Annotated in this window: 22 protein-coding genes; 13 read left to right on the top strand and 9 right to left on the bottom strand. The window is 65.7% G+C overall.

Annotated elements, in window-relative coordinates:
* Positions 1 to 16 precede the first annotated feature (16 nt).
* Together AC3WLX_RS19325 and AC3WLX_RS19320 are read left to right on the top strand one after the other, a co-directional pair.
* Complete coding sequence (locus tag AC3WLX_RS19325) at positions 17 to 994, top strand: aldo/keto reductase (protein ID WP_492337141.1); 978 nt, start codon at positions 17 to 19, stop codon at positions 992 to 994.
* Positions 995 to 997: 3 nt separating this feature from the next.
* Positions 998 to 1,858, top strand: coding sequence for an amidohydrolase family protein (locus AC3WLX_RS19320; RefSeq protein ID WP_492337140.1), 861 nt, complete (start codon positions 998 to 1,000; stop codon positions 1,856 to 1,858).
* Between the two features lie 384 nt (positions 1,859 to 2,242).
* Here the strand turns inward: AC3WLX_RS19320 and AC3WLX_RS19315 are convergent, their stop codons facing one another.
* Positions 2,243 to 3,472: an ABC transporter substrate-binding protein gene (locus AC3WLX_RS19315; RefSeq protein ID WP_492337139.1), complete on the bottom strand. Its 1,230-nt coding sequence runs from the start codon at positions 3,470 to 3,472 to the stop codon at positions 2,243 to 2,245.
* A 116-nt stretch (positions 3,473 to 3,588) separates the two neighbouring features.
* Positions 3,589 to 4,515 (bottom strand): class I SAM-dependent DNA methyltransferase, encoded by a 927-nt coding sequence (locus AC3WLX_RS19310; RefSeq protein WP_492337138.1) that lies wholly within the window; start codon positions 4,513 to 4,515, stop codon positions 3,589 to 3,591.
* Between the two features lie 102 nt (positions 4,516 to 4,617).
* Between AC3WLX_RS19310 and AC3WLX_RS19305 the strand changes: the two genes are divergently transcribed.
* The 5 genes from AC3WLX_RS19305 (at position 4,618) to AC3WLX_RS19285 (ending at position 10,008) form a co-directional block, all read left to right on the top strand.
* Entirely contained in the window at positions 4,618 to 5,655 is a 1,038-nt protein-coding gene (locus tag AC3WLX_RS19305) for a ligase-associated DNA damage response exonuclease (RefSeq protein ID WP_492337137.1), read from the top strand.
* Entirely contained in the window at positions 5,652 to 7,313 is a 1,662-nt protein-coding gene (locus AC3WLX_RS19300; protein ID WP_492337136.1) for an ATP-dependent DNA ligase, read from the top strand. The genes AC3WLX_RS19305 and AC3WLX_RS19300 overlap by 4 nt, the downstream gene beginning before the upstream one ends.
* Before the next feature lie 306 nt (positions 7,314 to 7,619).
* The gene (locus AC3WLX_RS19295) at positions 7,620 to 7,925 is read left to right on the top strand and encodes a DUF6460 domain-containing protein (protein WP_492337135.1); all 306 of its coding nucleotides are present in this window, start codon (positions 7,620 to 7,622) and stop codon (positions 7,923 to 7,925) included.
* Between the two features lie 21 nt (positions 7,926 to 7,946).
* The gene (locus AC3WLX_RS19290) at positions 7,947 to 8,681 is read left to right on the top strand and encodes an MBL fold metallo-hydrolase (RefSeq protein WP_492337134.1); all 735 of its coding nucleotides are present in this window, start codon (positions 7,947 to 7,949) and stop codon (positions 8,679 to 8,681) included.
* Between the two features lies 1 nt (position 8,682).
* Positions 8,683 to 10,008, top strand: a complete 1,326-nt coding sequence (locus AC3WLX_RS19285) for an MATE family efflux transporter (RefSeq protein ID WP_492337133.1) — start codon at positions 8,683 to 8,685, stop codon at positions 10,006 to 10,008.
* A 159-nt stretch (positions 10,009 to 10,167) separates the two neighbouring features.
* Here AC3WLX_RS19285 and AC3WLX_RS19280 read toward each other — a convergent pair whose 3' ends face one another.
* Together AC3WLX_RS19280 and AC3WLX_RS19275 are read right to left on the bottom strand one after the other, a co-directional pair.
* A complete protein-coding gene (locus tag AC3WLX_RS19280) occupies positions 10,168 to 11,265 on the bottom strand; it encodes a quinone-dependent dihydroorotate dehydrogenase (protein ID WP_291628991.1) in 1,098 nt (365 codons plus the stop codon).
* Positions 11,262 to 11,606 carry a DUF952 domain-containing protein gene (locus AC3WLX_RS19275; protein WP_492337132.1) on the bottom strand — a complete coding sequence of 115 codons (345 nt, stop codon included), beginning with the start codon at positions 11,604 to 11,606 and terminating at the stop codon, positions 11,262 to 11,264. The genes AC3WLX_RS19280 and AC3WLX_RS19275 overlap by 4 nt, the downstream gene beginning before the upstream one ends.
* Positions 11,607 to 11,902: 296 nt before the next feature.
* Between AC3WLX_RS19275 and AC3WLX_RS19270 the strand changes: the two genes are divergently transcribed.
* Positions 11,903 to 12,559: a S24 family peptidase gene (locus tag AC3WLX_RS19270; protein ID WP_492337131.1), complete on the top strand. Its 657-nt coding sequence runs from the start codon at positions 11,903 to 11,905 to the stop codon at positions 12,557 to 12,559.
* A gap of 134 nt (positions 12,560 to 12,693) precedes the next feature.
* Entirely contained in the window at positions 12,694 to 13,446 is a 753-nt protein-coding gene (locus AC3WLX_RS19265; RefSeq protein WP_492337130.1) for a carbonic anhydrase, read from the top strand.
* Positions 13,447 to 13,596: 150 nt separating this feature from the next.
* On the opposite strand, the gene AC3WLX_RS19260 is transcribed toward AC3WLX_RS19265, so the two are convergent.
* The 5 genes from AC3WLX_RS19260 to AC3WLX_RS19240 all read right to left on the bottom strand — a co-directional run bounded on the left by AC3WLX_RS19260 (position 13,597) and on the right by AC3WLX_RS19240 (position 17,989).
* Positions 13,597 to 15,240, bottom strand: coding sequence for a lysine--tRNA ligase (locus tag AC3WLX_RS19260; RefSeq protein ID WP_492337129.1), 1,644 nt, complete (start codon positions 15,238 to 15,240; stop codon positions 13,597 to 13,599).
* Positions 15,241 to 15,460: 220 nt separating this feature from the next.
* A complete protein-coding gene (locus tag AC3WLX_RS19255; protein ID WP_492337128.1) occupies positions 15,461 to 16,396 on the bottom strand; it encodes an ABC transporter substrate-binding protein in 936 nt (311 codons plus the stop codon).
* Positions 16,397 to 16,547: 151 nt separating this feature from the next.
* Complete coding sequence (locus AC3WLX_RS19250; protein ID WP_492337127.1) at positions 16,548 to 17,138, bottom strand: SCO family protein; 591 nt, start codon at positions 17,136 to 17,138, stop codon at positions 16,548 to 16,550.
* 23 nt (positions 17,139 to 17,161) lie between these two features.
* The gene (locus AC3WLX_RS19245) at positions 17,162 to 17,356 is read right to left on the bottom strand and encodes a hypothetical protein (protein ID WP_291627720.1); all 195 of its coding nucleotides are present in this window, start codon (positions 17,354 to 17,356) and stop codon (positions 17,162 to 17,164) included.
* A gap of 111 nt (positions 17,357 to 17,467) precedes the next feature.
* Positions 17,468 to 17,989 (bottom strand): hypothetical protein, encoded by a 522-nt coding sequence (locus AC3WLX_RS19240; RefSeq protein ID WP_291627718.1) that lies wholly within the window; start codon positions 17,987 to 17,989, stop codon positions 17,468 to 17,470.
* Positions 17,990 to 18,245: 256 nt separating this feature from the next.
* On the opposite strand from AC3WLX_RS19240, the gene AC3WLX_RS19235 reads away from it, so the two are divergent.
* From AC3WLX_RS19235 to AC3WLX_RS19220, 4 genes are all read left to right on the top strand, one after another.
* A complete protein-coding gene (locus AC3WLX_RS19235) occupies positions 18,246 to 19,904 on the top strand; it encodes an FAD-binding dehydrogenase (protein ID WP_492337126.1) in 1,659 nt (552 codons plus the stop codon).
* A gap of 107 nt (positions 19,905 to 20,011) precedes the next feature.
* A complete protein-coding gene (locus AC3WLX_RS19230; RefSeq protein WP_025032572.1) occupies positions 20,012 to 20,362 on the top strand; it encodes a RidA family protein in 351 nt (116 codons plus the stop codon).
* Positions 20,363 to 20,472: 110 nt separating this feature from the next.
* Positions 20,473 to 20,838: a nuclear transport factor 2 family protein gene (locus AC3WLX_RS19225; RefSeq protein WP_492337125.1), complete on the top strand. Its 366-nt coding sequence runs from the start codon at positions 20,473 to 20,475 to the stop codon at positions 20,836 to 20,838.
* Positions 20,839 to 21,117: 279 nt separating this feature from the next.
* A complete protein-coding gene (locus AC3WLX_RS19220; RefSeq protein ID WP_492337124.1) occupies positions 21,118 to 23,715 on the top strand; it encodes a ligase-associated DNA damage response DEXH box helicase in 2,598 nt (865 codons plus the stop codon).
* The last annotated feature ends 41 nt before the right edge of the window (positions 23,716 to 23,756 follow it).

Raw genomic sequence — 23,756 nt, 5'->3', positions numbered from 1 at the left:
GTTGGAAGGCGTGGAAATGAAACGGTCACGGCTCGGCGCTCTCGACGTCACCTCAATCGGGCTCGGGTCCGCCCCGCTCGGCGGATTGTTCGCCCCCGTCAGCGACGCCGATGCGCAAGCCACGATCGAACGCGCCTGGTCGCTCGGCGTCCGCTTCTTCGACACCGCGCCGCTGTACGGCTTCGGCCTCGCAGAGCGGCGGCTCGGTGCTTTTCTGCGGGAACAGCCGCGCGACTCCTACGTCATCTCGACCAAGGTGGGCCGCCTGCTGCGCGCACCAGATGGCGCGCACGGCGAGGACGAACACTACAAGGGCACACCGCGCGAGCGGCCGGTGTTCGATTTCAGTTACGACGGCGTGATGCGCTCGGTCCAGGAGAGCCTGGGTCGCCTCGGGCTCGACCGCGTCGACGTTCTGCTCGTGCATGATCCCGACGATCACCATGACGAAGCCGTCACGGGGGCCTTCCGTGCGCTCCAGCGCCTGCGCGAGGACGGCACCGTCAAGGCGATCGGTGCCGGCATGAACCAGTCGGAGATGCTGGTCCGCTTTGCCGAGGAGGTGCCGGTCGATGGCTTCCTGCTCGCGGGCCGCTACACGCTGCTCGACCAGGGCGCGCTGGCTGCGCTGTTTCCGCTCTGTCAGGCGAAGAACATCGGCATTCTGCTCGGCGGCATCTACAACAGCGGCATCCTGGCCAATCCGCACACCGGCGCAAAGTTCAACTATCAGGACGCCGATGCGGCGCTGGTTGAGCGCGCGCTGGAGCTTGACGCGCTCTGCCGCAAGCACGGCACCGAGCTGAAAGCCGCAGCTCTCCAGTTCTGCATGGCCCATCCGGCAGTGACGGTCGCCGTGATGGGCGCGCGCAACGCGGCCGAGGTAGCCGACAACATCGCGATGTCGGAGCTGGCGGTGCCGGCCGCGTTCTGGCAGGAGCTGCGTGCGCGGAAGCTCGTCGATACGCGCGCGCCGCTGCCGGCGGGAGCGTGAGGCATGATCATCGATGCCCACCAGCATTTCTGGGACCCGGTGCGCGCCGACTATCCCTGGATGGACGCGCCTGAACTCGCGCCGATCCGCCGCGCCTTCGGTCCGGCCGATCTCGCGCCGTTGCTCCAGGCAAGCGGCATCGAGGCCAGCATCGTGGTGCAATGCCGCTCCTCTCTGGAGGAGACCGAGGAGTTCTTGCGCGTCGCGCAGGCGAATTCCTTCGTCGTCGGTGTGGTCGGCTGGGCCGATCTGACCGATGGCGCGCTCGACGAAACGCTCGAGCGGCTGCGCGCTCTGCCGGGCGGGGACAAGCTCGTCGGTATCCGCCACCAGGTGCACGACGAGGCCGATCCTGATTGGCTGCGGCGCGAGGACGTCCAGCGCGGCCTTGCGGCTGTGTTCGCCCGCGATCTCACCTACGATTTACTCGTTCGCAGCCGCGAGCTGCCCGCCGCGATCGCAACCGCGCAGGCCTTCCCGGACGCGCGCTTCGTGCTCGACCACGCCGCCAAGCCGCCGATCGCCGAAGGCGGCAGCGCGGAATGGGTCGAGCTCATCGCCGCGCTGGCCGCGTGCGGCAATGTCTGGTGCAAGATTTCGGGATTGGCGACCGAAGCGGTCTGGGACAATTGGGATGCCGAACGCCTGTTTCCATTCGTCGCGCACGCCGCGAGCTGCTTCGGTGAGGACAGGCTGATCTTCGGCTCGGACTGGCCGGTGTGCCTGCTCGCCGGGAGCTACGGCGAGATCAAGACCGCGCTGGAGGATTGCCTGGCGAGGCTTGGCAGCCGTGTGCGGGACAAGGCTTTTGGTGTGAACGCCAAGGCTGCGTATCGGTTGGTGTCCCCGCTTAGAGCGCGATGAAATGAGGCTCGATCGCTGCAAAGACGAAGGTGCGCTCTCTCTCCCGCCTGCGCAGGACCATCGCATATGGGAGCGATGTTGCTTGTGGCCATCCTTCGAGACGCCCGCCGTTGGCTGGCCCTCAGGATGAGGACCAAGCGTGTTGGGCTGGTTTCAGCGCACACTGGTGCCACTCAGCCTCACCCTGAGGGACCGCGAAGCGGTCGTCTCGAAGGGCGAGGCGCGCGCTCGGATCTTTCAAAGCCCCATATGCGATTGGCCTGAGAGGGTCGGGGAGAGGGTGTTTCCGCAATGGGACAATCCCCTAGAGGAGAAAGCCCTCACCCGGCGCTTCGCGCCGACCTCTCCCGCAAGCGGGAGAGGTGAACGAGCCGCTCCGCGACTTTACTCCGACATCGGCTTGTCGGAGATGTCCCAGTCCTTGCCGGTGAAGGTGGAAATGAACAGCGTCTTCATCGGCGTGTAATTGTCGGGCGTGTAGCTGTAGGTGACGCCGTCGAGGAAGTATGGCGAATGAAAGCCGGCCAGCGTCGAGGCGTGCTTCAGCACGTTGGCGCGGGTGAGCTCGTCGCCGCAGCGTCGCAGGATCTCGCCCATGGTCACGGCCTGACCGTAGCCGGCGAAGGCGATGGTGTTGTCGGGATCGATCGCCGGCGTGTACTTCTTACGCAGCTCCTCGAACGCCATCACGTCCGGGTCCTTCTCCCATTTCGGCAGGCCGACCTCCTTGTTGTAGCGGATGGCGACGATGCCGGTGGCGTTCTCCAGGCCCGCGGCGTTGAGGATCGAGCGGCCGGTCGAGCCTGCCGACAGCAGCTGCAGCGGCTTCCAGCCGAGCTCGGCGACTTTCCGGATCGACTGCGAGGACGCCTTGCCCGTGGAGATGTTGTAGAAGACGTCGGCGCCCGACTTCGAGAGATTGATGAGCTGGGAATCGACGGTCGGCTCGGTGAGATCATAGGTCTGCTCCATGATCACCTGCGCAGTGCCGCCGGCATCGGCCAGCACCTTCTTGAACGGACCGAGGAAGTCGCGGCCGAAATCGTCGTTCTGGTAGAGGATGCCGACCTTGGCGTTCGGCTTCACGGCGACGACGTGCCGCGCCAGGATGCGGGCCTCGGTCGGATAGAGCGGCAGGCCCGCCATCGTCCATTTGAACTCTTTCGGGTTGTTCCACTTCGACGCGCCGGTGTTGAGCAAGAGCTGCGGCACGCCCTTGGAGTTCAGGTATTTGTGCACGGCGGTCTGCGGCGCGGTGCCGAGCGAGCCGTACAGTGCGAGCACCTCTTCCTGCTCGACCAGCCGCCGCGTGGCCTCGACGCATTTCGGCGCGCTGTAGGCGTCGTCCATGGTGAGGAACTTGACCTTGCGCCCGTTGATGCCGCCCTTCTCGTTCAGCATCTGGAAATAGGCTTCGCCGATGCGGCCGAGCACGCCGTAGAGCGAGCCGGGCCCGGAATGCGGCACGGTCTGCCCGATCTTGATCTCGGTGTCGCTGGCGCCGGCATCGTATTTCTTCTCCGCGGCCCAGACATACGGCGCGGGCAAGGTGGATGCGGCGATGGTGGCGAGCGCAGCAGCGCTGAAATCGCGCCGCGATGGATTCTTCGTCATTGTTTGTTTCTCCCTAGCGAGTCCATTGTGCTGGCATCGCAGCTCGGCTCGCAAGTGGGAAGTCGCCGCTTTGCGACGCAATGACGCTCAAAATCGCAAGGTGCCAGCGCCTAGACTCAAGTTTTCTCGGCGACGATGACGAGGCCGCTCACCGGCTCGTTGTTCTCGGTGCGCGGCGAGGCCGGCTCCAGGGTCAGCAGCTTCAAGCCGGCCCTGCCGATCGCACCACGGACATATTCCGCCGAGTGGGCATAACGCAGGCCCGCGCCGAGAACGATGCCGCTGCCGTCGTAGGTCTCCACCGTGAAGGCGAGCACGCCGCCTGGTGCGAGCACGCGCCTGGTTTCAGTGAGCACCGGCGCGAGATCGGAGAGATAGACGAACGCATCCGCAGCGACGACGAGGTTTGCGCTCGCGTCACTCTTGGTGCGTAATCCTTCGATCATGTCGGCGACTTCGAGCTCGGCATAAAGATTCGTCGCGCGCGCCTGCTTGATCATGCCGGGCGAGAGATCGATGCCGACGAAATGATCGACCTGCCTGGCGAAGGCCGCGGCTGCAAGTCCGGTGCCGCAGCCGAGATCGATGGTGCGTTTGAAGAAGGCCGGCTTCCTCGCTGCAACGCGCGCCGCCAGCACCGCCTTGAAGATCAGGCCAGGGGCGCGGTAGCCGAGGTCGTTGACCAGCACGTGCTCGAAGCGCGGCGCGTACTGGTCGAACAGCGCCTGCACATAGGCCTTGGGCATCTCCGCCATTTCGGTGTCGCCAAGCCGTATCAGGTGCAGGCCGGCGCCGTGCTGATCCTCAGGATCGGACTCGCGCGCTTTCCGGAACGCCGCGATCGCCTTGTCGCGTTCGCCGAGCTGCTGGCGGATCTCGCCGAGCGTGAACCAGGCCGAGGTGAAGTTCGGTGCTAGCTCGATGGCCTGCTCGATCAGATCGGCCGCCGCGGCCAGATCGCCCTTGAGCTGGAGGTCGCGCGCGAACTCGAAGCGACGGTCGGCCATGAGGTCGCCGGAGGACTGGAACAGGCGGAGCGGCATTGGAACTATCTCGTCAAAACGAGGACTCTTTAAGAGGATGAATGCGCGGGTCAAGCGCGCAGGACAGCTTAATTTGGAGCGGCTGCCTCCTATATGTCTCACATGCGTCCCCAAGACATCCTGCTGCCAGTTGCCGCCGGCCTGTGCTGCAAGCCCGGCGGCTTCCATATCGACCCTGTCCGTCCCGTGGAGCGGGCCGTAATTACCCACGGCCATTCCGATCATGCCCGTGCCGGCCATGGCGCCGTGCTGGCGACGCAGGAAACGATCGACATGATGCGGCTGCGCTACGGCGAAAATTTCGCCGGATCGACGCAAGCCATCCGCTATGGCGAGGAGGTCCGGCTCGGCGAGGTCAAGGTCAAGTTTCATCCGGCCGGCCATGTGCTCGGCTCGGCGCAAATCGCGGTGACCTGCAAGGATACCTGCATCGTCGCCTCGGGCGACTACAAGGACGCGCCCGACCCCACCTGTGCGCCGTTCGAGCTGGTGGCCTGCGACGTCTTCATCACCGAGGCAACCTTCGGCCTGCCGGTGTTCCGGCATGGCGATGCGAGCGCCGAGGTCAAAAAGCTGCTTGCCTCCGTCGCGCTGTTTCCGGAACGCGCGCATCTCGTCGGCGCCTATTCGCTCGGCAAGGCACAGCGCGTGATCAAGCTGATCCGTCAGGCCGGTTACGACGCGCCGATCTATCTGCACGGCGCCATGGAGAAGATCACGTATTACTATCAGAGCCGCGGCATCGAACTCGGCGAGCTCAGGCCGGCGAAGGGCATGAAGAAGGCGGCGCTCGCCGGCACCATCACCTTGGCGCCGCCCTCGGCGACGTCTGACCTCTGGACGCGGCGCTTTCCCGATCCCGTCACCGCGTTCGCCTCGGGCTGGATGCGGGTGCGCGCCCGCGCGCGGCAGCGCGGCGTCGAACTGCCGCTGGTGATCTCCGACCATGCCGATTGGGACGGCCTCACCGCCACCATCGGCGCGACCGGCGCAGGCGAGATCTGGGTCACCCACGGGCAGGAAGATGCGCTGGTGCATTGGTGCCGGAGCAAGGGCCTGAAAGCGCAGCCGCTCGATCTCGTCGGCTATGGCGATGAGGAAGAGGGCGAGGCCCAGCTTCAAGGCGAGGGCGAGGCATGAACCGCTTCGCCGAACTCCTGGACCGGCTCGCCTACGAGCCCGGCCGCAACAACAAGCTGCGCCTGATCACCGGCTATTTCCGCGAGACCGGCGATCCCGACCGCGGCTACGCGTTGGCCGCGCTGACCGGGGCGCTCAGCTTCAAGCACGCCAAGCCCGCGCTGATCCGCGATCTCATCGCATCGCGCACGGACGAGGTGCTGTTCGGTTTGAGCTACGACTATGTCGGCGACCTCTCCGAGACGGTGGCGCTGATGTGGCCGAAGACGGCGCTCGCCGCCCACAACAACCCACCGCCCCCGACGCTCACCGAGGTCGTCACGACGCTGCGCACGCTCGGCAAGAGCGAGCTGCCGAGGCAGCTCGAGCGCTGGCTCGACGAGCTCGACGAGACCGGTCGCTGGGCGCTCTTGAAGCTCGTCACCGGCGCACTGCGCATCGGCATTTCCGCGCGCCTTGCCAAGACCGCGGCCGCCGCGCTCGGCGACAAGGACCCGCATGAGGTCGAGTTGGTCTGGCCTGGCCTTGCACCGCCCTATCTCGAGCTGTTCGCCTGGCTGGAGGGGCGCGCAGACAAGCCGATCAATCGCGACCCCGCGCCGTTCCGTCCCGTGATGCTCGCGCATGCGATCGAGAACAGCGATTTCGCCGCGCTCGATCCCGCCGACTACATCGCCGAATGGAAATGGGACGGCATCCGCGTGCAGGCGGTGGCGGGCCGCGACGAGCGCGGGCACATCACGGCGCGGCTCTATTCGCGCACCGGCGAGGACATCACGGGGAGCTTTCCGGATCTCGTGCCGTCGCTGCGCCTGCCCGGCGCGATCGACGGCGAGCTTCTGATCCTGCGCGAGGGCCGCGTGCAGAGTTTCAACGTCCTGCAGCAGCGGCTCAATCGCAAGGTCGTCTCCCCGAAGCTGATCAAGGAGTTTCCCATTCACTTGCGCGCCTACGATCTGCTCGGCGACGACGAGAACGATATGCGCGAGCTGCCTTTTGCCGAGCGGCGCGAGCGGCTGGAAATCTTCATCAGAAAGCTCGACGATTCCCGCATCGATCTGTCGCCCACCATTGCCTTCACGAGCTGGGAGGCGCTGACCGCCGTGCGCGCGGATCCCGCGAGCGCCGGCGCCGGCGAGGATGCGGATGCCGTCGAGGGCGTCATGCTGAAGCGGCGCGATGCGCCTTATTTGCCGGGGCGGCCGAAGGGCCAGTGGTGGAAGTGGAAGCGCGACCCGCACATCATCGACGCCGTGCTGATGTACGCACAGCGCGGCCACGGCAAGCGTTCGTCCTACTATTCCGACTACACCTTCGGTGTGTGGACCGCGCGCGATAGCGGCGACGAGCTGGTGCCGGTCGGCAAGGCGTATTTCGGCTTCACCGACGAGGAGCTGTTGCAGATCGACCGTTTCGTCCGTCGCAACACCACGGAAAAGTTCGGCCCGGTTCGCCATGTCGTTCACGAGCCGGACCAGGGGCTGGTGCTGGAGGTCGCCTTCGAGGGCCTGCAGCGCTCGCCGCGCCACAAGTCCGGCGTCGCCATGCGCTTCCCCCGCATCAGCCGCCTGCGCTGGGACAAGCCGCCACGGGAAGCAGACAGGCTGGAGACGCTGGAGAAGATGCTGAAGGGCGAGGCGGCGGAGATCGAGGTGTGAGGCTCGATGCGCGCCAAGACAACGGTCCGCTCCCTCTCCCGCTCGCGGGAGAGGGTTGGGGAGAGGGATGTCTCCGCGGTGGGATTATCAAGAGTACCCCCTAGAGGAGAAAGCCCTCACCCGGCGCTACGCGCCGACCTCTCCCGCTCGTGGGAGAGGTGACGCGCCCACGGCCAGCAGCGCGCCACAACAGACGCGCGCGTATGCCCGAATTAAACTCCGGTAACCCGATTGACGGCCCCTTGCGGGTTCCCCATGTCCCTCGCCGTGCCTATAATGGGCTCGAATCCGCTTCGGGAGTTTGCGATGGTCCAAGACGTCAGAGATTTGCCGGCCGGCCGCAGCGACGGCCTGCACCGCTTTCTCGGCGGCTCGCCGCTGGCCGTCGCGTTCCGGCTGGTGCTGCTCTCGATCCTGGTCGGCGTCGTGCTGGCGGCGATCGGGTTCGATCCCTGGAACATCCTCTACAGCATCCGCCTCTTGTTCCAGCGTCTTTGGGATCTCGGCTTCGACACCGTGAACTGGCTGTGGCGCTACTTCCTGCTCGGCGCGGTCATCGTGATCCCGATCTGGCTGCTGTCGCGCGTGTTCGGCGCGCCGCGCGGCCGGTGAGGATTTGGGAGCTCGCAGCCGATGCAATTGCGTTTCGTCGGCTGCGGTGACGCCTTCGGCTCCGGCGGCAGGCTCAACACCTGCTTCCACGTCTCCGGGCGCGAGGCCAGCTTCCTGATCGATTGCGGCGCGTCGGCGCTGCCGGCGCTGAAGCGTCTGGAGATCGCTTGCGACGAGATCGATCTCGTCCTCATCACGCATTTCCACGGCGACCATTTCGCCGGGCTGCCGTTCCTCCTGCTCGACGCGCAATTCTCGCGGCGGACGCGGCCGCTCACGATCGCGGGCCCGCAAGGCATCGAGCGGCGGCTGCGCGAGGTGATGGAGGCGCTATTCGAGCACTCCTCGAAGACCAGGCAGCGCTTCGAGCTTGATGTCGTCGAACTCGCCCCCGGGCAGAGCCGGATCTTCGGCGCGGTGACGGTGACGCCCTATCCGGTGGTGCACGGCGAATCCGGCGGACCTTTCCTGGCCTACCGCGTCGAGGCCGGGGGTCGCACGCTAGCCTACAGCGCCGATACCGAATGGACGGAGACGCTCATTCCGCTGGCGCATGGCGCGGACCTTTTCATTGCCGAGGCCTATATGTACGAGAAGGTGGCCAAGAACCATCTCAGCCTGAAGACCTTGGAAAAGCACTTGCCAGCAATCGGCGCAAAACGTCTCGTCCTCACCCATATGAGCGACGACATGCTGTCGCGCCTGGGTGAGGTCGAGCACCTCGCCGCCGAAGATGGCATGGTGCTCGTGTTCTGACATGCACGCGCCGGTTCATCCCAGGATCAGCTCCCGACAAGTGTTCGCCATTGCCGGACCGGCCATGGTCGCGAACTTGACCACGCCGCTGATCGGGGTGGTCTCGACCACCGCGATCGGGCGGCTCGATGATGCCGCGCTGCTTGGCGGCGTCGCGATGGCCTCGATCATCTTCGACTGCCTGTTCTGGCTGTTCGGCTTCCTGCGCATGAGCACGCTGGCGTTTACCGCGCAGGCGCTCGGTGCCGGCGAGACGCGGGAGCAGACCGTGATCCTGGTGCGCGGCTTCATCGTCGCCGGCCTGATCGGGCTCGCGCTGATCGTGCTGCAACTTCCGCTCGCCGGCGTGCTGTTCGACCTGATGGGTGGCAGCGACGGCGTGACGCGGGCCGCCAAGACCTACTTCATGATCCGGATCTGGTCCTCGCCGTTCGCGTTCGCCAACTACGTCATCCTCGGCTGGCTGGTGGGACAAGGCCGTGCCAATCCGGCGCTTGCGCTGCAGGTCGTCATCAACCTCGTCAACATGGCGGCGACGATTTTGCTGGTGCTGGTCTATGACACCGGCATCGCCGGCGCAGCGATCGCCGCGCTGCTGTCGGAGACATCAGGCTTCGTGCTCGGCCTGATCGTGTGCCGACGCTTCGCCGCCGGTGGCTTCGCCGTCCCCCGTGCAACGCTGTTCGACCGCGAAAAGCTGATGCGGCTGCTGGCGGTGAACACCGATATCCTGATCCGCACAGCGGCGCTGATCGCCGTGTTCCTGTTCTTCACCGCCAAGGGCGCGCGCGCCGGCGACGTGACGCTGGCGGCGAACTCCGTTCTCAACAATTTCCTGCTGGTCAGCGCCTTCTTCCTCGACGGCATCGGCAACGCGGCCCAGCAACTCTGCGGCCGCACGCTGGGGGCACGCGACGCAAAAGGTTTCCTGGATTCCACCCGACTGGTGCTGCTGTGGGGACTCGGCTTCGCGATTGTCGTCTCGGTGCTGTTCGCGCTGTTCGGTCCCAACCTGATCAATGTCATGACGGCCAGCGAGGAAGTTCGCCGTGCTGCGCGCGAGTTCCTGCCGTTCATCGTGCTGGCGCCGATCCCCGGCGTGTTCGCGTTCGGCTTCGACGGCATCTATGTCGGCGCCACCTGGGCGCGCGAGATGCGCAATCTGATGCTGGCCTCGCTCGCGATCTTCTTCGGCGTCTGGCTGGCGCTGCAATCCCTCGGCAACACCGGGCTGTGGTGCGCGCTGATCGCGTTCTACGTCGCGCGCGGTGGCCTGCAAGGTGCGAGATACCAGGCGCTGTATCGGGCGACGTTCTCGAGACCGTAGGCGAGCGCTGCGAGGAAATGTTCATGTCCCGGACGCGCTGCAGCGTGAAACGCTGCTGCGCAGAGCCGGGACCCAGAGCGCCGCCACATGGGCCCCGGCTCTGTAGCGCACCACGCCGAAGTCGGCGCGCTGCGCTGCGTCCGGGGCACTGGAAGGGCCTCACACCCCCGGCCAGTCTTCCGCGGTCAGCGTCGCGGCATCGGCGCCGACGATCTCGGACAGCGAATCCCGCCCGGTGCGGAGCAGCGTCGAGGTGAGGTCGCGCTTGATCTCGTCGACGAGACCGAGGCCCTTGTAAACCAGCGACGAATAGAGCTGGATCAGGCTGGCGCCGGCGCGGATCTTGGTCAGCGCGGCGCCACCGGAGTCCACGCCGCCGACGCCGATCAACGGGAACGCGCCCTCGACACGGACATAGGTCTCAGCGACCATGCGCGTCGACAGACGGAATAGCGGCCGCCCGGACAGGCCGCCTTGCTCCTTCGCCCGGGTCTGCTCCCGCAGCGTGCTCGGCCGCGCGATCGTGGTGTTGGACACGATCATGCCGTCGACGCGGCGCGAGCGCGCGACTTGCACGACGTCGTCAAGCTGGGCGAGGCTGAGATCCGGAGCGATCTTGAGCAATACCGGCGTGTCGCCGGCCTTCTGCCTGACGCGCTCGCGCGCGTCGATCACGCGCGCGAGGAGCTCGTCGAGCAGTGCGCCTTCCTGGAGATTGCGCAGGCCGGGCGTGTTCGGCGAGGAGACGTTGACCGTGAAATAGCTCGCCACCGGCGCGAAGGTCTCGATCAGCTTGACGTAATCGGCGACGCGATCGGGCGAATCCTTGTTGGCACCGACATTGACGCCGACGATGCCGCCGTGCTGCGCCCGCGCAGCGAGCCGGCGCAGTGCGACGTCCGCGCCGTCGTTGTTGAAGCCCATGCGGTTGATGATGGCCTCGTCGCGTTCGAGCCGGAACAGCCGCGGCCGCGGGTTGCCTTCTTGCGGCTTCGGCGTCACCGAGCCGATCTCGACGAAGCCGAAGCCGAGCCGCAGCAGCGCGTCCGGCACCTCGGCGCTCTTGTCGAAGCCGGCCGCCATGCCGATGGGATTGGGAAAGTTGAGCCCGAAGGCGCGCACCGCGAGCTTGGGGTCATCGGCGCGCGGCTTGGTCGGCGGCAGGAAGCGCAGGCCCTGGATCGCGAGGCGATGGGCGTCCTCGGGGTCGAGCCAGCGCAGCACCGGCAGCGAAAAGGCGTCGAACGCGCGGATCACGGAGCAAGCTCCGGAACGTCGTGTCCGCCGTCGGAGCGCATGCTGAGGTTCATCACGCCGATCACTGCGCCGAGATCGAGTTCGCCATAGAGATGCGGAAACAGCTCGTCATTGCGCGAGCGCTCCCAGCGCAGCTCGCTGCCGAGTGCATCGCCGTCAACCTCGACCAGGAACAGCGCGCGTTGCCCGAAATAGTGCTTGCGCAGGGTCTCGGAAAGCTGGGGCGCGGTCGAGAAATGGATGAAACCGTCGCGCGCATCGTCCGCGCTGCCCCGGTAGACACCCTGCCGTTCCGCCTCGCGCCAGGCCGAGGCCGGACAGATTTTGTAGATCTTGACCACCGCTACCGCAGCCTTGTTTGTTCTTTGAGTCTTTTGAGTTTTTTGGTCTCTCGCGGGTCCTTCAAACCCGGCCGCGACCGTAAAGGCCGCCCCTTCCGAACTCAAGACCTCAAGCCTTACCGTTCCGGTGAAATCGGGGCGGAAAGGCTCCAGGTTGTTGTTTTGACATGTCTTCTCGAGGCGAACCGGTACCCGCTTCGCTTGTAGACGCTGTCGTCCGCCGCCTCTTGCGCGGAAAACGGAAAACCGCTTGATTTGAGGATAGTTTTCCTGAGTTGCGACGGGCTAGACCTTCCATGGTCGGACAGGCCAAAGCGCAGAGGATGCTGACTCACGACCAGATCTGGGCCGCGCTGGATCGGTTGGCGGCGCGCGCCGGACTGTCGCCCTCGGGCCTTGCCAAGCGTGCCGGGCTCGACCCCACCACCTTCAACAGGTCCAAGCGCGTCACCGCCGACGGCCGCGAGCGCTGGCCCTCGACCGAATCGATCGCGAAGGCGCTGGCTGCGGCCGGCGCCTCGATCGACAGCTTTGCGAAGTTGATCGACGGTGATGGCGCCGGCGACGGCCGCTCGGTCCCGTTGCTCGGCTTCGCGCAGGCCGGGGCGAGCGGCGCTTTCGACGAGGTCGGCCTTCCCTCCGGCAGGAGCTGGACCGCGATCGCGCTTCCCGCCACCGAGGATAGCCGCGCCTTTGCGCTGAGGATTTCCGGCAATGCGCTCGCACCGGTCTATCGCGACGGTGACATCGTACTGGTTTCGCCCGGCGCGCCCAAGCGCAAAGGTGATCGCGTGCTGGTGAGGAGCAAAGCGGGCGAGCTGACGATCGCAACGCTGAAGCGCCGTACCGCAAAGGCGCTGGAGCTGCAGTCGCTCGGTGCATCGCAGTCCGTGCGATCCATTGCGTCGGGCGAAGTGGCGTGGATCGCGCGAATCGTGTGGACGAGCCAGTGATGATGACCCGTGCGGCTTTGTGATCCGCATTTCTGCGGGCCGCATTTCGTCCCGATCTCCATTGCGACTCACCGGCCCTCTCGCATAGGTTCCGGCAGATACTACGGCTTCCGGCTTTATTTTAGGGGAATACGATGAATCGCCGTCACGCATTGAAGGCCCTGGCGGGTCTTGCACTATGTCCGCTCTGCAAGCCGGCCTTCGCCGCCGAAGGCACGCATTGGAGTTATGAGGGCGCCGGCGGTCCGGCCAAGTGGGGCGATCTCGATGCGGCCAACAAGGCCTGCGCGGTCGGCGCGCAACAGTCGCCGATCGACATCGAGGGGTCGATCAAGTCGCAATTGCCTGTTCTCAAACTGAACTGGGGCAGGAGCGCCGACACCATCGTCAACAACGGGCACACGATCCAGCTCAACTTCGCCGAAGGCAGCAGCTTGATGCTCGGCAACGTCAAGTACAAGCTGCTTCAGGTGCACTTCCATCGCCCGAGCGAGCACATGATCGGCGGCAAGAATTTCCCGATGGAGGCGCATTTCGTCCATCGCAACGACGCCGGTGGGCTCGCCGTGGTCGGCGTGCTGATGGCCGAGCGCAGGCCCAACCCGGCGTTCAGCAAGATCGTCAGGACCATGCCCGCGGCGGAAGGCCCCGCGGTGAAGGCCGATGCAGGCATCGATCCGCACGCCCTGCTGCCAACGAAGCTGAGCTACTACCGTTATCCCGGGTCGCTGACGACGCCGCCCTGCTCGGAAGTAGTCGAATGGCTGTTGCTGACCACCCCCATCCAGGTGGCAGCAAGCGATGTCGCCTCGTTCGCAAAGCTCTATCCGATGAACGCGCGCCCGGTTCAGAAGGACAACCGGCGCTACGTGCTGCGCTCGATCTGAGCGGCGTCACTCCGCTGCTTCGCCAAAGTAGTCGATGTCATTCCCCGCGAAGGCGGGGAATCCAGTACGCCGCGGCCTTTCGATTCATGACCACTGCCGCGGCGTACTGGATCGCCCGGTCAAAGCCGGGCGATGACAGAGGAAGCGCGCTCACGCGCTCCTTGCCAGCGCGCCGTCGATCATGTTGACCGCGTTCTGCACGCCATACACCGCGACAAAGGAGCCGAAGCGCGGGCCCTTTTCCTGGCCGAGCAGCACCTGGTAGAGCATGTTGAACCAGTCCAGCGTCACGCCGGGGCGGCCGTCCTTGCCCTTCTTGACCTGGTCGAGGAACGGCTCGCGGCGGCCGATCTCGTAGACGACGTTCTGGATGTCCTCGGCCGAGGCGTCCGGCGCGAGCTGCGACAGCGCATCGCGCAGATCCTGGAGTGCCGCGCGTTCTGTGTCGGTGGGCACGCGGAACTGCTTCGTCGGCGCGACGAAGTCGCGATAGTAGTTGATGGCGTAGCCGACCATCGCATCCAGCTTCGGATGCGTTTGTGGGCTCACGCCGGGCCGATAGCGGCCGATGAAGCCCCACAGCGTCTCGGCGTTCTCCGCGTTCGACGACGACACCAGCGTCAAGAGCAACTGGAAGGTGACGGGCATGTCGCCCTTCGGCGGCTTGCCGGTGTGGATGTGCCATACCGGATTGCCGAGCTGCTGCTTGCCGTCCTGCTTGGGAAAGCCGTCGAGGAACTGCTGGTAATCGTCGACGTTGCGCGGGATGACGTCGAAATACAGCCGCTTGGCCGCCTTCGGCTCGCGATACATGAACAGCGACAGCGATTCCGGCGAGGCGTAGCGCAGCCATTCGTCGATGGTGAGGCCGTTGCCCTTCGACTTCGAGATCTTCTGGCCCTTCTCGTCGAGGAAGAGCTCGTAGTTGAAGCCTTCGGGCGGAGTTGCGCCGAGCGCCCTGGCGATCGCGCCGGAGAGCTTGACCGAGTCGATGAGATCCTTGCCTGCCATTTCGTAGTCGACGCCGAGCGCGACCCAGCGCATCGCCCAATCGGCCTTCCACTGACACTTGACGTTGCCGCCGGTGACGGGCGTTTCGACCTCCTGGTTCGTATCAGGATCGACATAGGTCACCGTGCCGGCCGCGACGTCGCGGCTGATCATCGGCACCTGTAGCACGACACCGGTCGTCTTGCTGATCGGCAGGAACGGCGAATAGGTCGCGCGGCGATCGGGGCCGAGCGTCGGCAGGATGATCTCCATCACCTTGTCGTAGGCGGCGAGCATCTTCAGCAGCGTCGCGTCGAAGCGGCCCGACGTGTAGTAGTCGGTCGAGCTCGCGAACTCGTAGTCGAAGCCGAAATGATCGAGGAAGGCGCGCAGCCGCGCATTGTTGTGGTGGCCGAACGATGGGTACTCATTCGAGAACGGATCCGGCACGCGCGTCAGCGGCTTGCCGAGGTGTTCAGCCAGCATCTCCTTGTTGGGCACGTTGTCCGGCACCTTGCGGAAGCCGTCCATGTCGTCGGAGAAGGCGAGCAGGCGGGTCTTGATCTTGTCCTCGGTGAGCACGCGGAAGGCGTGGCGCACCATCGAGGTGCGCGCGACCTCGCCGAACGTGCCGATATGCGGCAGTCCGGACGGACCGTAGCCGGTCTCGAACAGCACCTCGTCCTTCGGGTTCTTCTTCAGCCGCGCGACAATGGCCTTCGCCTGCTCGAACGGCCAGGCGTTGGATTGTTCGGCGAGCGCACGCAAATCGCTCGGGTTCGCGGCTAGATCGATAACGGACATCAGGGGCCTCCGGGCCGCGGAAAATAGCGATTTCCGGGCCAAATGCAATTTTGCGGGCGCTATTGCCTCTTGCACCGTCATTGCGAGCCAACGGGCCCGCGCAGAGCGCGACCCGATGACAGGCTCCGCGAAGCAATCCAGGCTGCTTCTGCGGCGACAGTCTGGATTTCTTCGTCGCAAGGGCTCCTCGCAATGACGGCGGAAGGAGCAACGACGATGGCTAGAACGGGCTCACCGAGAAATACCGCAGCCACAGATCGGTGTAGCGGCCTTTCTCCCAGACGCGGAACATCGCCCAGTTCAGGGCCTGGCGCAGCACGTCGTTGCCCTTGCGCACGGCGATGCCGATGCCTTCCCCGAAGAAGCGGCTCTCGACGAAGGGACCGCCGGAGAAGGCGCAGCAATCGCCGGAATCCGTGCCGTTGATCCAGAACGCCAGCGAGATGGCATCGCCGAAGATGAAATCGACCTCGCCCTTGCGCAAAGCTGCGCGCAACGCATCGTCATTGGGATAGGCATGCAACTCGGCGTCGGTGAACATCGCCTTCAGATACGCCTCATGCGCGGAGCCGGCGACGACGCCGACCTTCTTGCCCTCGAGATATTCGGGCCGGATCTCCGGCATCACCGCGTCCTTGCGCGAGACGAAGCGCGCCGGCACGCGGTAATAGGGATCGGTGAAGTCGACGCGGGCGCGCAGCTGCGGGCTCACCGCCATCGAGGCGATGATGGCATCGCCCCGGTTGGAGGTGAGCGCGTCGACCAGCGTCTCGAAGCGGCGCATCTGCACCGTGCAGGTGACCTTGATCTCCTCGCACAGCGCGCGGGCGAAATCGACGTTGAAGCCGGCCGGGTTGCCGTCGGCACCAGTGAAGTTGAACGGCGGATAGTCGGTCTCGGTCAAAAAGCGGATCACGGTCAGGCGCGACAGGTCCGGCCGTTCGGGGCGCCGCCTTGGGTCCCAGAACCCGGGGACGGCCTGCGGGGCGGCCTGAGGCACAACCTGCGGCGTGGCCTGAGGGGCCGCCGGGGCCTGCTTGGCGGGGGCTTGCGCGCCCGCCTCGGTGAGGCCGCCGAGCAGGCAAAGGCTGGCCGCCAGCCCCGCCAGCAAGCCACGGGCAGATTTGGACGATTTCGCCTGTTGCGATGGAGCCATCGGCTGGGAATGAAAGAATTTGGTTGGGATCGGAGGGCGTTATAGACCATCCCGCCGGGAACGCGAGCGCCGATTGTGGCCAAGGTGAAGCTCACTCCGCCGTCAAGGCCGGCCATGACGACAGAGAAGCAGCCGCGCGCGGCCGAGGCCTTCAAAGATACTTCTTCAGATCCGCCGCCGCCTCTTCAGGCGTGCGCTTCAGGTTGAAGGGCGAGACGAACCTCCCCTCGCGGTCCATCAGATAGATCAGCGCGGTGTGGTCCATGGTGTAGTCGCCGTCCTTGGTCGGGATCTTCTTGGCATAGACCCGGTAGGAGCTGATGACCTTGGCGGTCTCGGCGGGATCGCCGGACAGGCCCTGAAGATGCGGGTCGAAGCTCGACAGATAGTCCTTCATCGCGGCCTGCGTGTCGCGCTCGGGATCGACCGAGATGAAGATGGCATTGACCTTGTCGGCATCCTTGCCCATCGCGCGCAGCACTTCCGAGATCTCGAACAGCGAGGTCGGGCAGACGTCGGGGCAATGGGTGTAGCCGAAGAAGATCAGGGTCGGCTTGCCCCTCAGGCTCTTGTCCGTGACGGCCTTGCCGTTCTGGTCGGTCAGCTGGAATGGCCCGCCGATCGCGGCCGGCTGCGCCACCTTGCTGACCCCTCCCATGGCCCAGAACATGATCAGCAGCCCGGCAACGAGGCTTGCGGCGAAGGCGGTCGCGATCACCAGCGGACGGGTGGCGGAGCTCATGGGCGGAAAACTTCCTGTCGCGGTCAGAAGCAGGCGGCCAGGCCGGTCCTGATCATTTCGAAGAACACCTGGCTGCCGTAGTGGAACCAGAGCGCCAGCGCTCCAGTCACGGCGAGACCGCCGATGACTGCGCCAGCCCACAGCAGCACGAATGGCATCCGGCCGGCATTGGGCGAATTGTCCGATAGTCGATGCGCTGGATGCAGTGGTCGAGCCATGACGACGATCGGGGCGAAGGCCCCGGTTCCCAGGCTTTCAGATAGGCTTTGCCCCGCCTGCCGGCAAGACGCCGCCGGCAGGGGGAAAAGACTTCCGTCAGGCCACGAAGATCAGTGCAGCAGCTGGCCGCGGGCGGATTCGAGTGGCTCCGCCTGCGGGAGCGATCGCCGGGCCGGCTTGGCCGTCGAGGCCTGTGCGTCCATGTAGCAGGGCTTGTACATGGCCTCGAGCTGCTTGCCCTTCAGGAAAAGCATGCGGTGGGTGAGTCCGCCCCGCTGGCCGATCCAGCGCTTCACCTGCGACGGATACATCGCATAGAGCATCTGGGTTGCTTCGGGATTGGTGACGGCGCGGCCATTGGCGCCGAAATCCCAGGCGGCGTGGAAGCCGAGCGTCGCATGCGAGGTCACGCAGATCCGGTCGTGCGGAATGGCACCGAGGACGATGGTGCAGGCCGAGGCACAGAGGCCGTCGATGATGACGGTTTCGCCTGATTGCCTGAGGTCCTGGTATTTGTCGACGTAGGTTCCAATCCGGCCGCCGCGGTCATCCGCGATCCGAACCACCGCGTGAGAAGCCCCCATGCCCGCGATCAGGAGAACCGACGCAAGCAACCCCGTCAGAAACCTCATTGTCCCCCGCCCCAGTCGAATTCGAATCTGCGTGTCAGGTGGTGATGCACGGCTAGCGTCGGTCGTAACCGAGGTTTTGTCTAGGCAGGCTGGCCGCCTCAAAACAAATTCAAATCCAGTGTTGCGTCCGCGCTGCACCCGGCCGGTCTCTTTCCCGAAGTGGAACAAGTTAACGAGGTCTTACGGATCATACTCTTGATCTCAGTTGCAACCGCTGGCTTCAATCCGGGCAATTACAGGGTGGAGGGGGGAACGCATGGCTGAAGAAACGGACGTCATCGTCGTCGGCGCGGGGCTGTCGGGCCTGGTGGCGGCCACCGAGATTGCCGACGCAGGCAAGCGCGTGATCGTGGTCGACCAGGAAGGCGAGCAGTCGATCGGCGGTCAGGCATTCTGGTCGTTCGGCGGATTGTTCCTGGTCGATTCGCCGGAGCAGCGCCGGCTCGGCATCAAGGACTCCTTCGACCTCGCCATGCAGGACTGGCTCGGCACCGCCGGCTTCGACCGCGACGAGGACTTTTGGCCCCGCCAATGGGCGGAGGCCTATGTCGCCTTCGCGGCCGGCGAGAAGCGCAGCTGGCTGCGCGCGATGGGCCATCGCTTCTTTCCCGTGGTCGGATGGGCCGAGCGCGGCGGTTACGATGCGATGGGCCATGGCAATTCCGTGCCGCGCTTTCACGTCACCTGGGGCACCGGCCCGGGTATCGTCGAACCGTTCGAGCGCCGCGCGCGCGGGGCGGTGAAGAGCGGCCGGCTCGTGTTCAAATTCCGTCACCGCGTCGATGCGCTATCCCTCACCAACGGCACGGTGGATGGCGTCAGCGGCGCCGTCCTCGCGCCTGACAATGTCGAGCGCGGCAAGAGCTCCTCGCGCAGCGTGATCGGCGAGTTCGCGTTGAAGGCGCAGGCCGTCATCGTCGCCTCCGGCGGCATCGGCGGCAATCACGAGCTGGTGCGGCAGAACTGGCCGCAGCGGCTCGGCACGCCGCCAAAGTTCATGATCTCCGGCGTTCCCGAGCATGTCGACGGCCGCATGATCGGCATCACGGAAAAGACCGGTGCGCGGCTGATCAACCGCGACCGCATGTGGCACTATGTCGAGGGCATCCAGAACTGGAATCCCATCTGGCCGCGCCACGGCATCCGTATCCTGCCCGGCCCGTCCTCGATGTGGTTCGACGCCACCGGCACGCGGCTGCCGGCACCGCTGTTCCCCGGCTCCGACACGCTTGGCCAGCTCAAATACATCATGTCGACCGGCTACGACTATTCCTGGTTCATCCTGACCCAGAGCATCATCAAAAAGGAGTTTGCGCTGTCGGGCTCGGAGCAGAACCCCGATCTCACCGGCAAGAGCTGGCGCATGACCCTGCGCCGCGCCACCAACAAGGGCGCGCCGGCGCCGGTGGAGGCGTTCAAGAGCTATGGTGTCGACTTCATCGTGCGCGACAAGCTCGAGGACCTCGTTGCCGCCATGAACAAGCTGGCCGGCAGCGACCTGCTCAAGCTCGACCATATCAGGATGCAGATCGAGGCACGCGACCGCGAGATCGCCAACCCTTACGTCAAGGACGCGCAGGTGATGAACATTCACAATGCGCGCCGCTATATCGGCGACAAGCTGATCCGCACCGCATCGCCGCACCGCATCCTCGATCCCGCGCATGGGCCGCTGATCGCGGTGAAGCTCAACATCCTTACCCGCAAGACGCTGGGCGGCTTCGAAACCGACCTCGACTCCCGCGTGTTCGGCGAGGAGGGCAGCGTCATTCCCGGCCTCTACGCCGTCGGCGAAGCCGCCGGCTTCGGCGGCGGCGGCGTGCATGGCTATCGCTCGCTGGAAGGTACCTTTCTCGGCGGCTGCCTGTTCTCGGGCCGCAATGCCGGCCGCGCCGCAGCGAAGGCGGTGGGCTGATTTGTCGCGAATGGCGCATGCATCGTTTCAGATGCATGCGCGCCTGGGGTGGCAGAGCGCGAGGTGCTGGGCTAGACAGGGCCGCCATTCCAGTGAGGAGATCCCCAATGAGCATCCAGCGTTTCGAAACCGGCCCGCGCATGAGCCAGGTCGTCGTGCACGGCAACACCGTCTATCTCGCCGGTGTCGTCGCCAACAAGGCGGCCGGCGAAAGCGTGACGAAGCAGACCCAGGACATCCTGGCGACCATCGACGGCCACCTTGCCAAGGCCGGCACCGACAAGTCGAAGCTGCTCTCGGCCACGATCTACATCACCGACATGAAGACCTTCGCAGAGATGAACGCAGTGTGGGATGCCTGGGTCTCGCCCGGCAATACGCCTGCGCGCGCCACCGTCGAAGCCAAGCTGGCGGCGCCGCAATACACCGTCGAGATCATGGTGACGGCCGCGAAGTAATTCTCGCGAAATCTTCACGCGCGTTGATGACCTCCGAGGTAATCGATCAACGCGCGTGGACCTTCGATAGTGACGGTCAGCCGGACACGGCGTCATCGAAGGAGAGCAACATGACCGATCCCGTCACCATCGCCCGCAACTATATCGAGCTCTGGAACGAGCGCTCGGCCGGCCGGCGCCGCGAGCTGCTCGGCGAAAACTGGACGCCGGATGCGAGCTATGTCGATCCCCTGATGAAGGGCGACGGGCCCGACGGCATCGACGCTCTGATATCCGGCGTGCAGCAGCGCTTTCCCGATTTCAGATTCCACCTGATCGGCGAGCCCAACGGTTACGGCGACCACATCCGCTTTTCCTGGGGCCTCGGTCCCGAAGGCGCCGACAGCCCGATCAAGGGAACAGATTTCGTCGCGTTGAAGAACGGGCGCATCAGAAGCGTGACCGGATTCCTCGATCAGGTGCCGGTCACGGCGTGAGAGCGCTCGCCCTCTTCGTGTAAGAGGGACCTCCGCTGTGGCCATCCTTCGAGACGCCCGCCCTTGGCGGGCCCTCAGGATGAGGGCGGAATGCGCGGCAGCAGTCGCAACGGGCGCAATGCTGCTTAACCTCACCCTGAGGAGACCGCGAAGCGGTCTTCTCGAAGGGCGAGGCGTGCGCTCGAAGCGGGGAAGATGCCTATGCGATAATCCTCCTCGTGCAGGCGGGGAGGGCGGCACCCCTCGACGAAGCCATTCCTACGGCTTACCTGTCATGCCGTGCCGCCCCGTATCCTCCCAAAATCGGCCGAGCCGGCCGCGCTGCTGCCCGGCCGCTTCAAGGCGTGGTTCGCGGCCCGCGGCTGGTCGCCGCGCGCCCATCAATTGGCGCTGCTGGAAAAGGCCCGCGAGGACCGCTCGGCGCTGCTGATCGCGCCGACCGGCGCCGGCAAGACCCTGGCGGGATTCCTGCCGACCCTGGTGGAGCTTTCGACGGAGACGGCGGAACGAACCGCGGGTGCGAAGCAAAGGCTCGTCTCGGCCGGCCGCGATCTGCAACGCGCCGGCGGCCTGCACACGCTCTACATCTCGCCGCTCAAGGCGCTGGCCGTCGACATCGCACGCAATCTGGAGCGGCCGATCGCCGAGATGGGCTTGCCGATCAGGGTCGAGACCCGCACCGGCGATACGCCGGTCTCGCGCCGCCAGCGGCAGCGGCGTTATCCGCCGGACGTGCTGCTGACGACGCCCGAGCAGCTCGCGCTGCTGCTTTCGTCCGACGACGCGCCGTTCCTGTTCTCCTCGCTGAAACGCATCGTGCTCGACGAATTGCATGCGCTGGTGACGTCCAAGCGCGGCGACCTGCTGTCGCTCGGCCTCGCGCGGCTATGGCGGCTGGCGCCGCAGATGCGCGCCATCGGCCTGTCGGCGACCGTCGCCGAGCCGGATCAGCTCGCGCGCTTCCTGGTGCCGCAGCCCGGCGGCCAGGAGCGAGCGGCCGACATCGTCGTCGCCGGCGGTGCTGCCCCGCCCTTGGTCGAGATGCTCGATACGCGCGAACGCCTGCCCTGGGCCGGCCACAGCGCGCGCCACGCGCTCCCCGAGATCTACGAGCTGATCAAGGCCAACAAGACCACGCTGGTCTTCGTCAACACCCGCAGCCAGGCCGAGATGCTGTTCCAGAATCTCTGGAGCATGAACGACGACGGCCTCGCCATCGCGCTGCATCACGGCTCGCTCGATGTCGCCCAGCGCCGCAAGGTCGAGGACGCGATGTCTGCGGGCCGGCTGCGCGGCGTGGTCTGCACCTCCTCGCTCGACCTCGGTGTCGATTGGGGTGATGTCGATCTCGTCGTCAATATCGGCGCTCCCAAGGGCTCCTCGCGCCTGATGCAGCGGATCGGCCGCGCCAACCATCGGCTCGACGAAGCCTCGCGCGCGGTGCTGGTGCCGGCCAACCGGTTCGAAGTGCTGGAGTGCCGCGTCGCGATCGATGCCATCGCCGAGAACGCGCAGGACACGCCGCCCTTGCGCACCGGCGCGCTCGACGTGCTGGCACAGCACGTGCTCGGCTGCGCCTGCGGCGAGCCTTTTTTCAGCGATGAGCTCTACGACGAGGTCCGCACGGCCGCGCCCTATGCAGACCTGTCGCGGCAGGATTTCGATGACGTCGTCGATTTCGTCGCCTCCGGCGGCTACGCGCTGAAGACCTATGAGCGCTTCGCCCGCATCAAGCAGGACAAGGAGGGGCGCTGGCGCGTCGCCAATCCCAAGGTACGGCAGAGCTACCGGATGAATGTCGGCACCATCGTCGAGGACGACATGCTGAAGGTGCGCCTGGTGCGCTCGCGCGGCGGCGGGACCGGAAAATCCGGCGGCTCGACCGGCGTGATCGCGCGCGGCGGCCGGCTGCTCGGCGAGATCGAGGAGGCCTTCATCGAGGGCCTCTCGCCCGGGGACACCTTCGTGTTCTCGGGCGAGGTGGTGCGCTACGAAACGCTGGTCGAGGACCAGGTCTATGTCTCGCGTGCGCATGACAAGGACCCCAAGGTGCCGTCCTATATGGGGGGCAAGTTTCCGCTCTCGACCTATCTCGCCGAGCGCGTGCGCCGCCTGCTCGACGATGGCCGCGCATGGGGCGGCCTGCCGGAGCAGGTGCGCGACTGGCTGTCGCTGCAGAAGGACGTCAGCCAGGTGCCGGCCGTGCGCGAGCTCCTGGTCGAGAGCTTTCCCCGCGCCAACAAGCACTATCTGGTCTGCTATCCCTTCGAGGGGCGTCTTGCGCATCAGACCCTCGGCATGCTGCTGACGCGCCGGCTGGAGCGCGCCCGTGCGCGGCCGCTCGGGTTTGTCGCCAATGAATATGCGGTGGCGATCTGGGGGCTCGGCGATCTCTCCTTCATGATCCGGGGCGGCCGGATTGATCTCAACGCACTGTTCGATCCCGACATGCTCGGCGACGACCTCGAAGCCTGGCTTGCCGAATCCGCGCTCATGAAGCGCACCTTCCGTAACTGCGCGATCATCTCCGGCCTGATCGCGCGGCGGCATACCGGCGAAGAGAAAAGCCGCCGCCAGGTGCTGTTCTCGACCGATCTCGTCTATGACGTGCTGCGCAAGCACCAGGCGGATCACGTGCTGCTGCGCGCCGCCCGCGCCGACGCCGCCACCGGCCTGCTCGATCTGCGCCGCCTCAGCGACATGTTGATGCGCATCCACGGCCGCATCACGCACAGGGAACTCGACCGCGTCTCCCCGCTCGCGGTGCCCGTGATGCTGGAAATCGGCCGCGAGTCAGTTTATGGCGAAGCTGCAGACGAGCTCCTGGCCGAAGCCGCCGACGAGCTCGTCAAAGAGGCAATGGATCGAGGCGGGTAAGACGTGACGGCAGGCGCGCTAGTTTCGGGGGATGTCGAGGA

Source organism: Bradyrhizobium sp. FW305-F6, from assembly GCF_058782905.1.
Note: the sequence above shows the minus strand (reverse complement) of the source record. Positions and strands in the feature narration are given on the sequence as shown.

What these genes read in the sequence shown, in the direction of transcription:
- AC3WLX_RS19325 (WP_492337141.1), top strand. Translation starts at nt 17, where the DNA reads ATGAAACGGTCACGGCTCGGCGCTCTCGACGTCACCTCAATCGGGCTC.
- AC3WLX_RS19320 (WP_492337140.1), top strand. Translation starts at nt 998, where the DNA reads ATGATCATCGATGCCCACCAGCATTTCTGGGACCCGGTGCGCGCCGAC.
- AC3WLX_RS19315 (WP_492337139.1), bottom strand. Translation starts at nt 3,472, where the DNA reads ATGACGAAGAATCCATCGCGGCGCGATTTCAGCGCTGCTGCGCTCGCC.
- AC3WLX_RS19310 (WP_492337138.1), bottom strand. Translation starts at nt 4,515, where the DNA reads ATGCCGCTCCGCCTGTTCCAGTCCTCCGGCGACCTCATGGCCGACCGT.
- AC3WLX_RS19305 (WP_492337137.1), top strand. Translation starts at nt 4,618, where the DNA reads ATGCGTCCCCAAGACATCCTGCTGCCAGTTGCCGCCGGCCTGTGCTGC.
- AC3WLX_RS19300 (WP_492337136.1), top strand. Translation starts at nt 5,652, where the DNA reads ATGAACCGCTTCGCCGAACTCCTGGACCGGCTCGCCTACGAGCCCGGC.
- AC3WLX_RS19295 (WP_492337135.1), top strand. Translation starts at nt 7,620, where the DNA reads ATGGTCCAAGACGTCAGAGATTTGCCGGCCGGCCGCAGCGACGGCCTG.
- AC3WLX_RS19290 (WP_492337134.1), top strand. Translation starts at nt 7,947, where the DNA reads ATGCAATTGCGTTTCGTCGGCTGCGGTGACGCCTTCGGCTCCGGCGGC.
- AC3WLX_RS19285 (WP_492337133.1), top strand. Translation starts at nt 8,683, where the DNA reads ATGCACGCGCCGGTTCATCCCAGGATCAGCTCCCGACAAGTGTTCGCC.
- AC3WLX_RS19270 (WP_492337131.1), top strand. Translation starts at nt 11,903, where the DNA reads ATGGTCGGACAGGCCAAAGCGCAGAGGATGCTGACTCACGACCAGATC.
- AC3WLX_RS19265 (WP_492337130.1), top strand. Translation starts at nt 12,694, where the DNA reads ATGAATCGCCGTCACGCATTGAAGGCCCTGGCGGGTCTTGCACTATGT.
- AC3WLX_RS19260 (WP_492337129.1), bottom strand. Translation starts at nt 15,240, where the DNA reads ATGTCCGTTATCGATCTAGCCGCGAACCCGAGCGATTTGCGTGCGCTC.
- AC3WLX_RS19255 (WP_492337128.1), bottom strand. Translation starts at nt 16,396, where the DNA reads ATGGCTCCATCGCAACAGGCGAAATCGTCCAAATCTGCCCGTGGCTTG.
- AC3WLX_RS19250 (WP_492337127.1), bottom strand. Translation starts at nt 17,138, where the DNA reads ATGAGCTCCGCCACCCGTCCGCTGGTGATCGCGACCGCCTTCGCCGCA.
- AC3WLX_RS19245 (WP_291627720.1), bottom strand. Translation starts at nt 17,356, where the DNA reads ATGGCTCGACCACTGCATCCAGCGCATCGACTATCGGACAATTCGCCC.
- AC3WLX_RS19240 (WP_291627718.1), bottom strand. Translation starts at nt 17,989, where the DNA reads ATGAGGTTTCTGACGGGGTTGCTTGCGTCGGTTCTCCTGATCGCGGGC.
- AC3WLX_RS19235 (WP_492337126.1), top strand. Translation starts at nt 18,246, where the DNA reads ATGGCTGAAGAAACGGACGTCATCGTCGTCGGCGCGGGGCTGTCGGGC.
- AC3WLX_RS19230 (WP_025032572.1), top strand. Translation starts at nt 20,012, where the DNA reads ATGAGCATCCAGCGTTTCGAAACCGGCCCGCGCATGAGCCAGGTCGTC.
- AC3WLX_RS19225 (WP_492337125.1), top strand. Translation starts at nt 20,473, where the DNA reads ATGACCGATCCCGTCACCATCGCCCGCAACTATATCGAGCTCTGGAAC.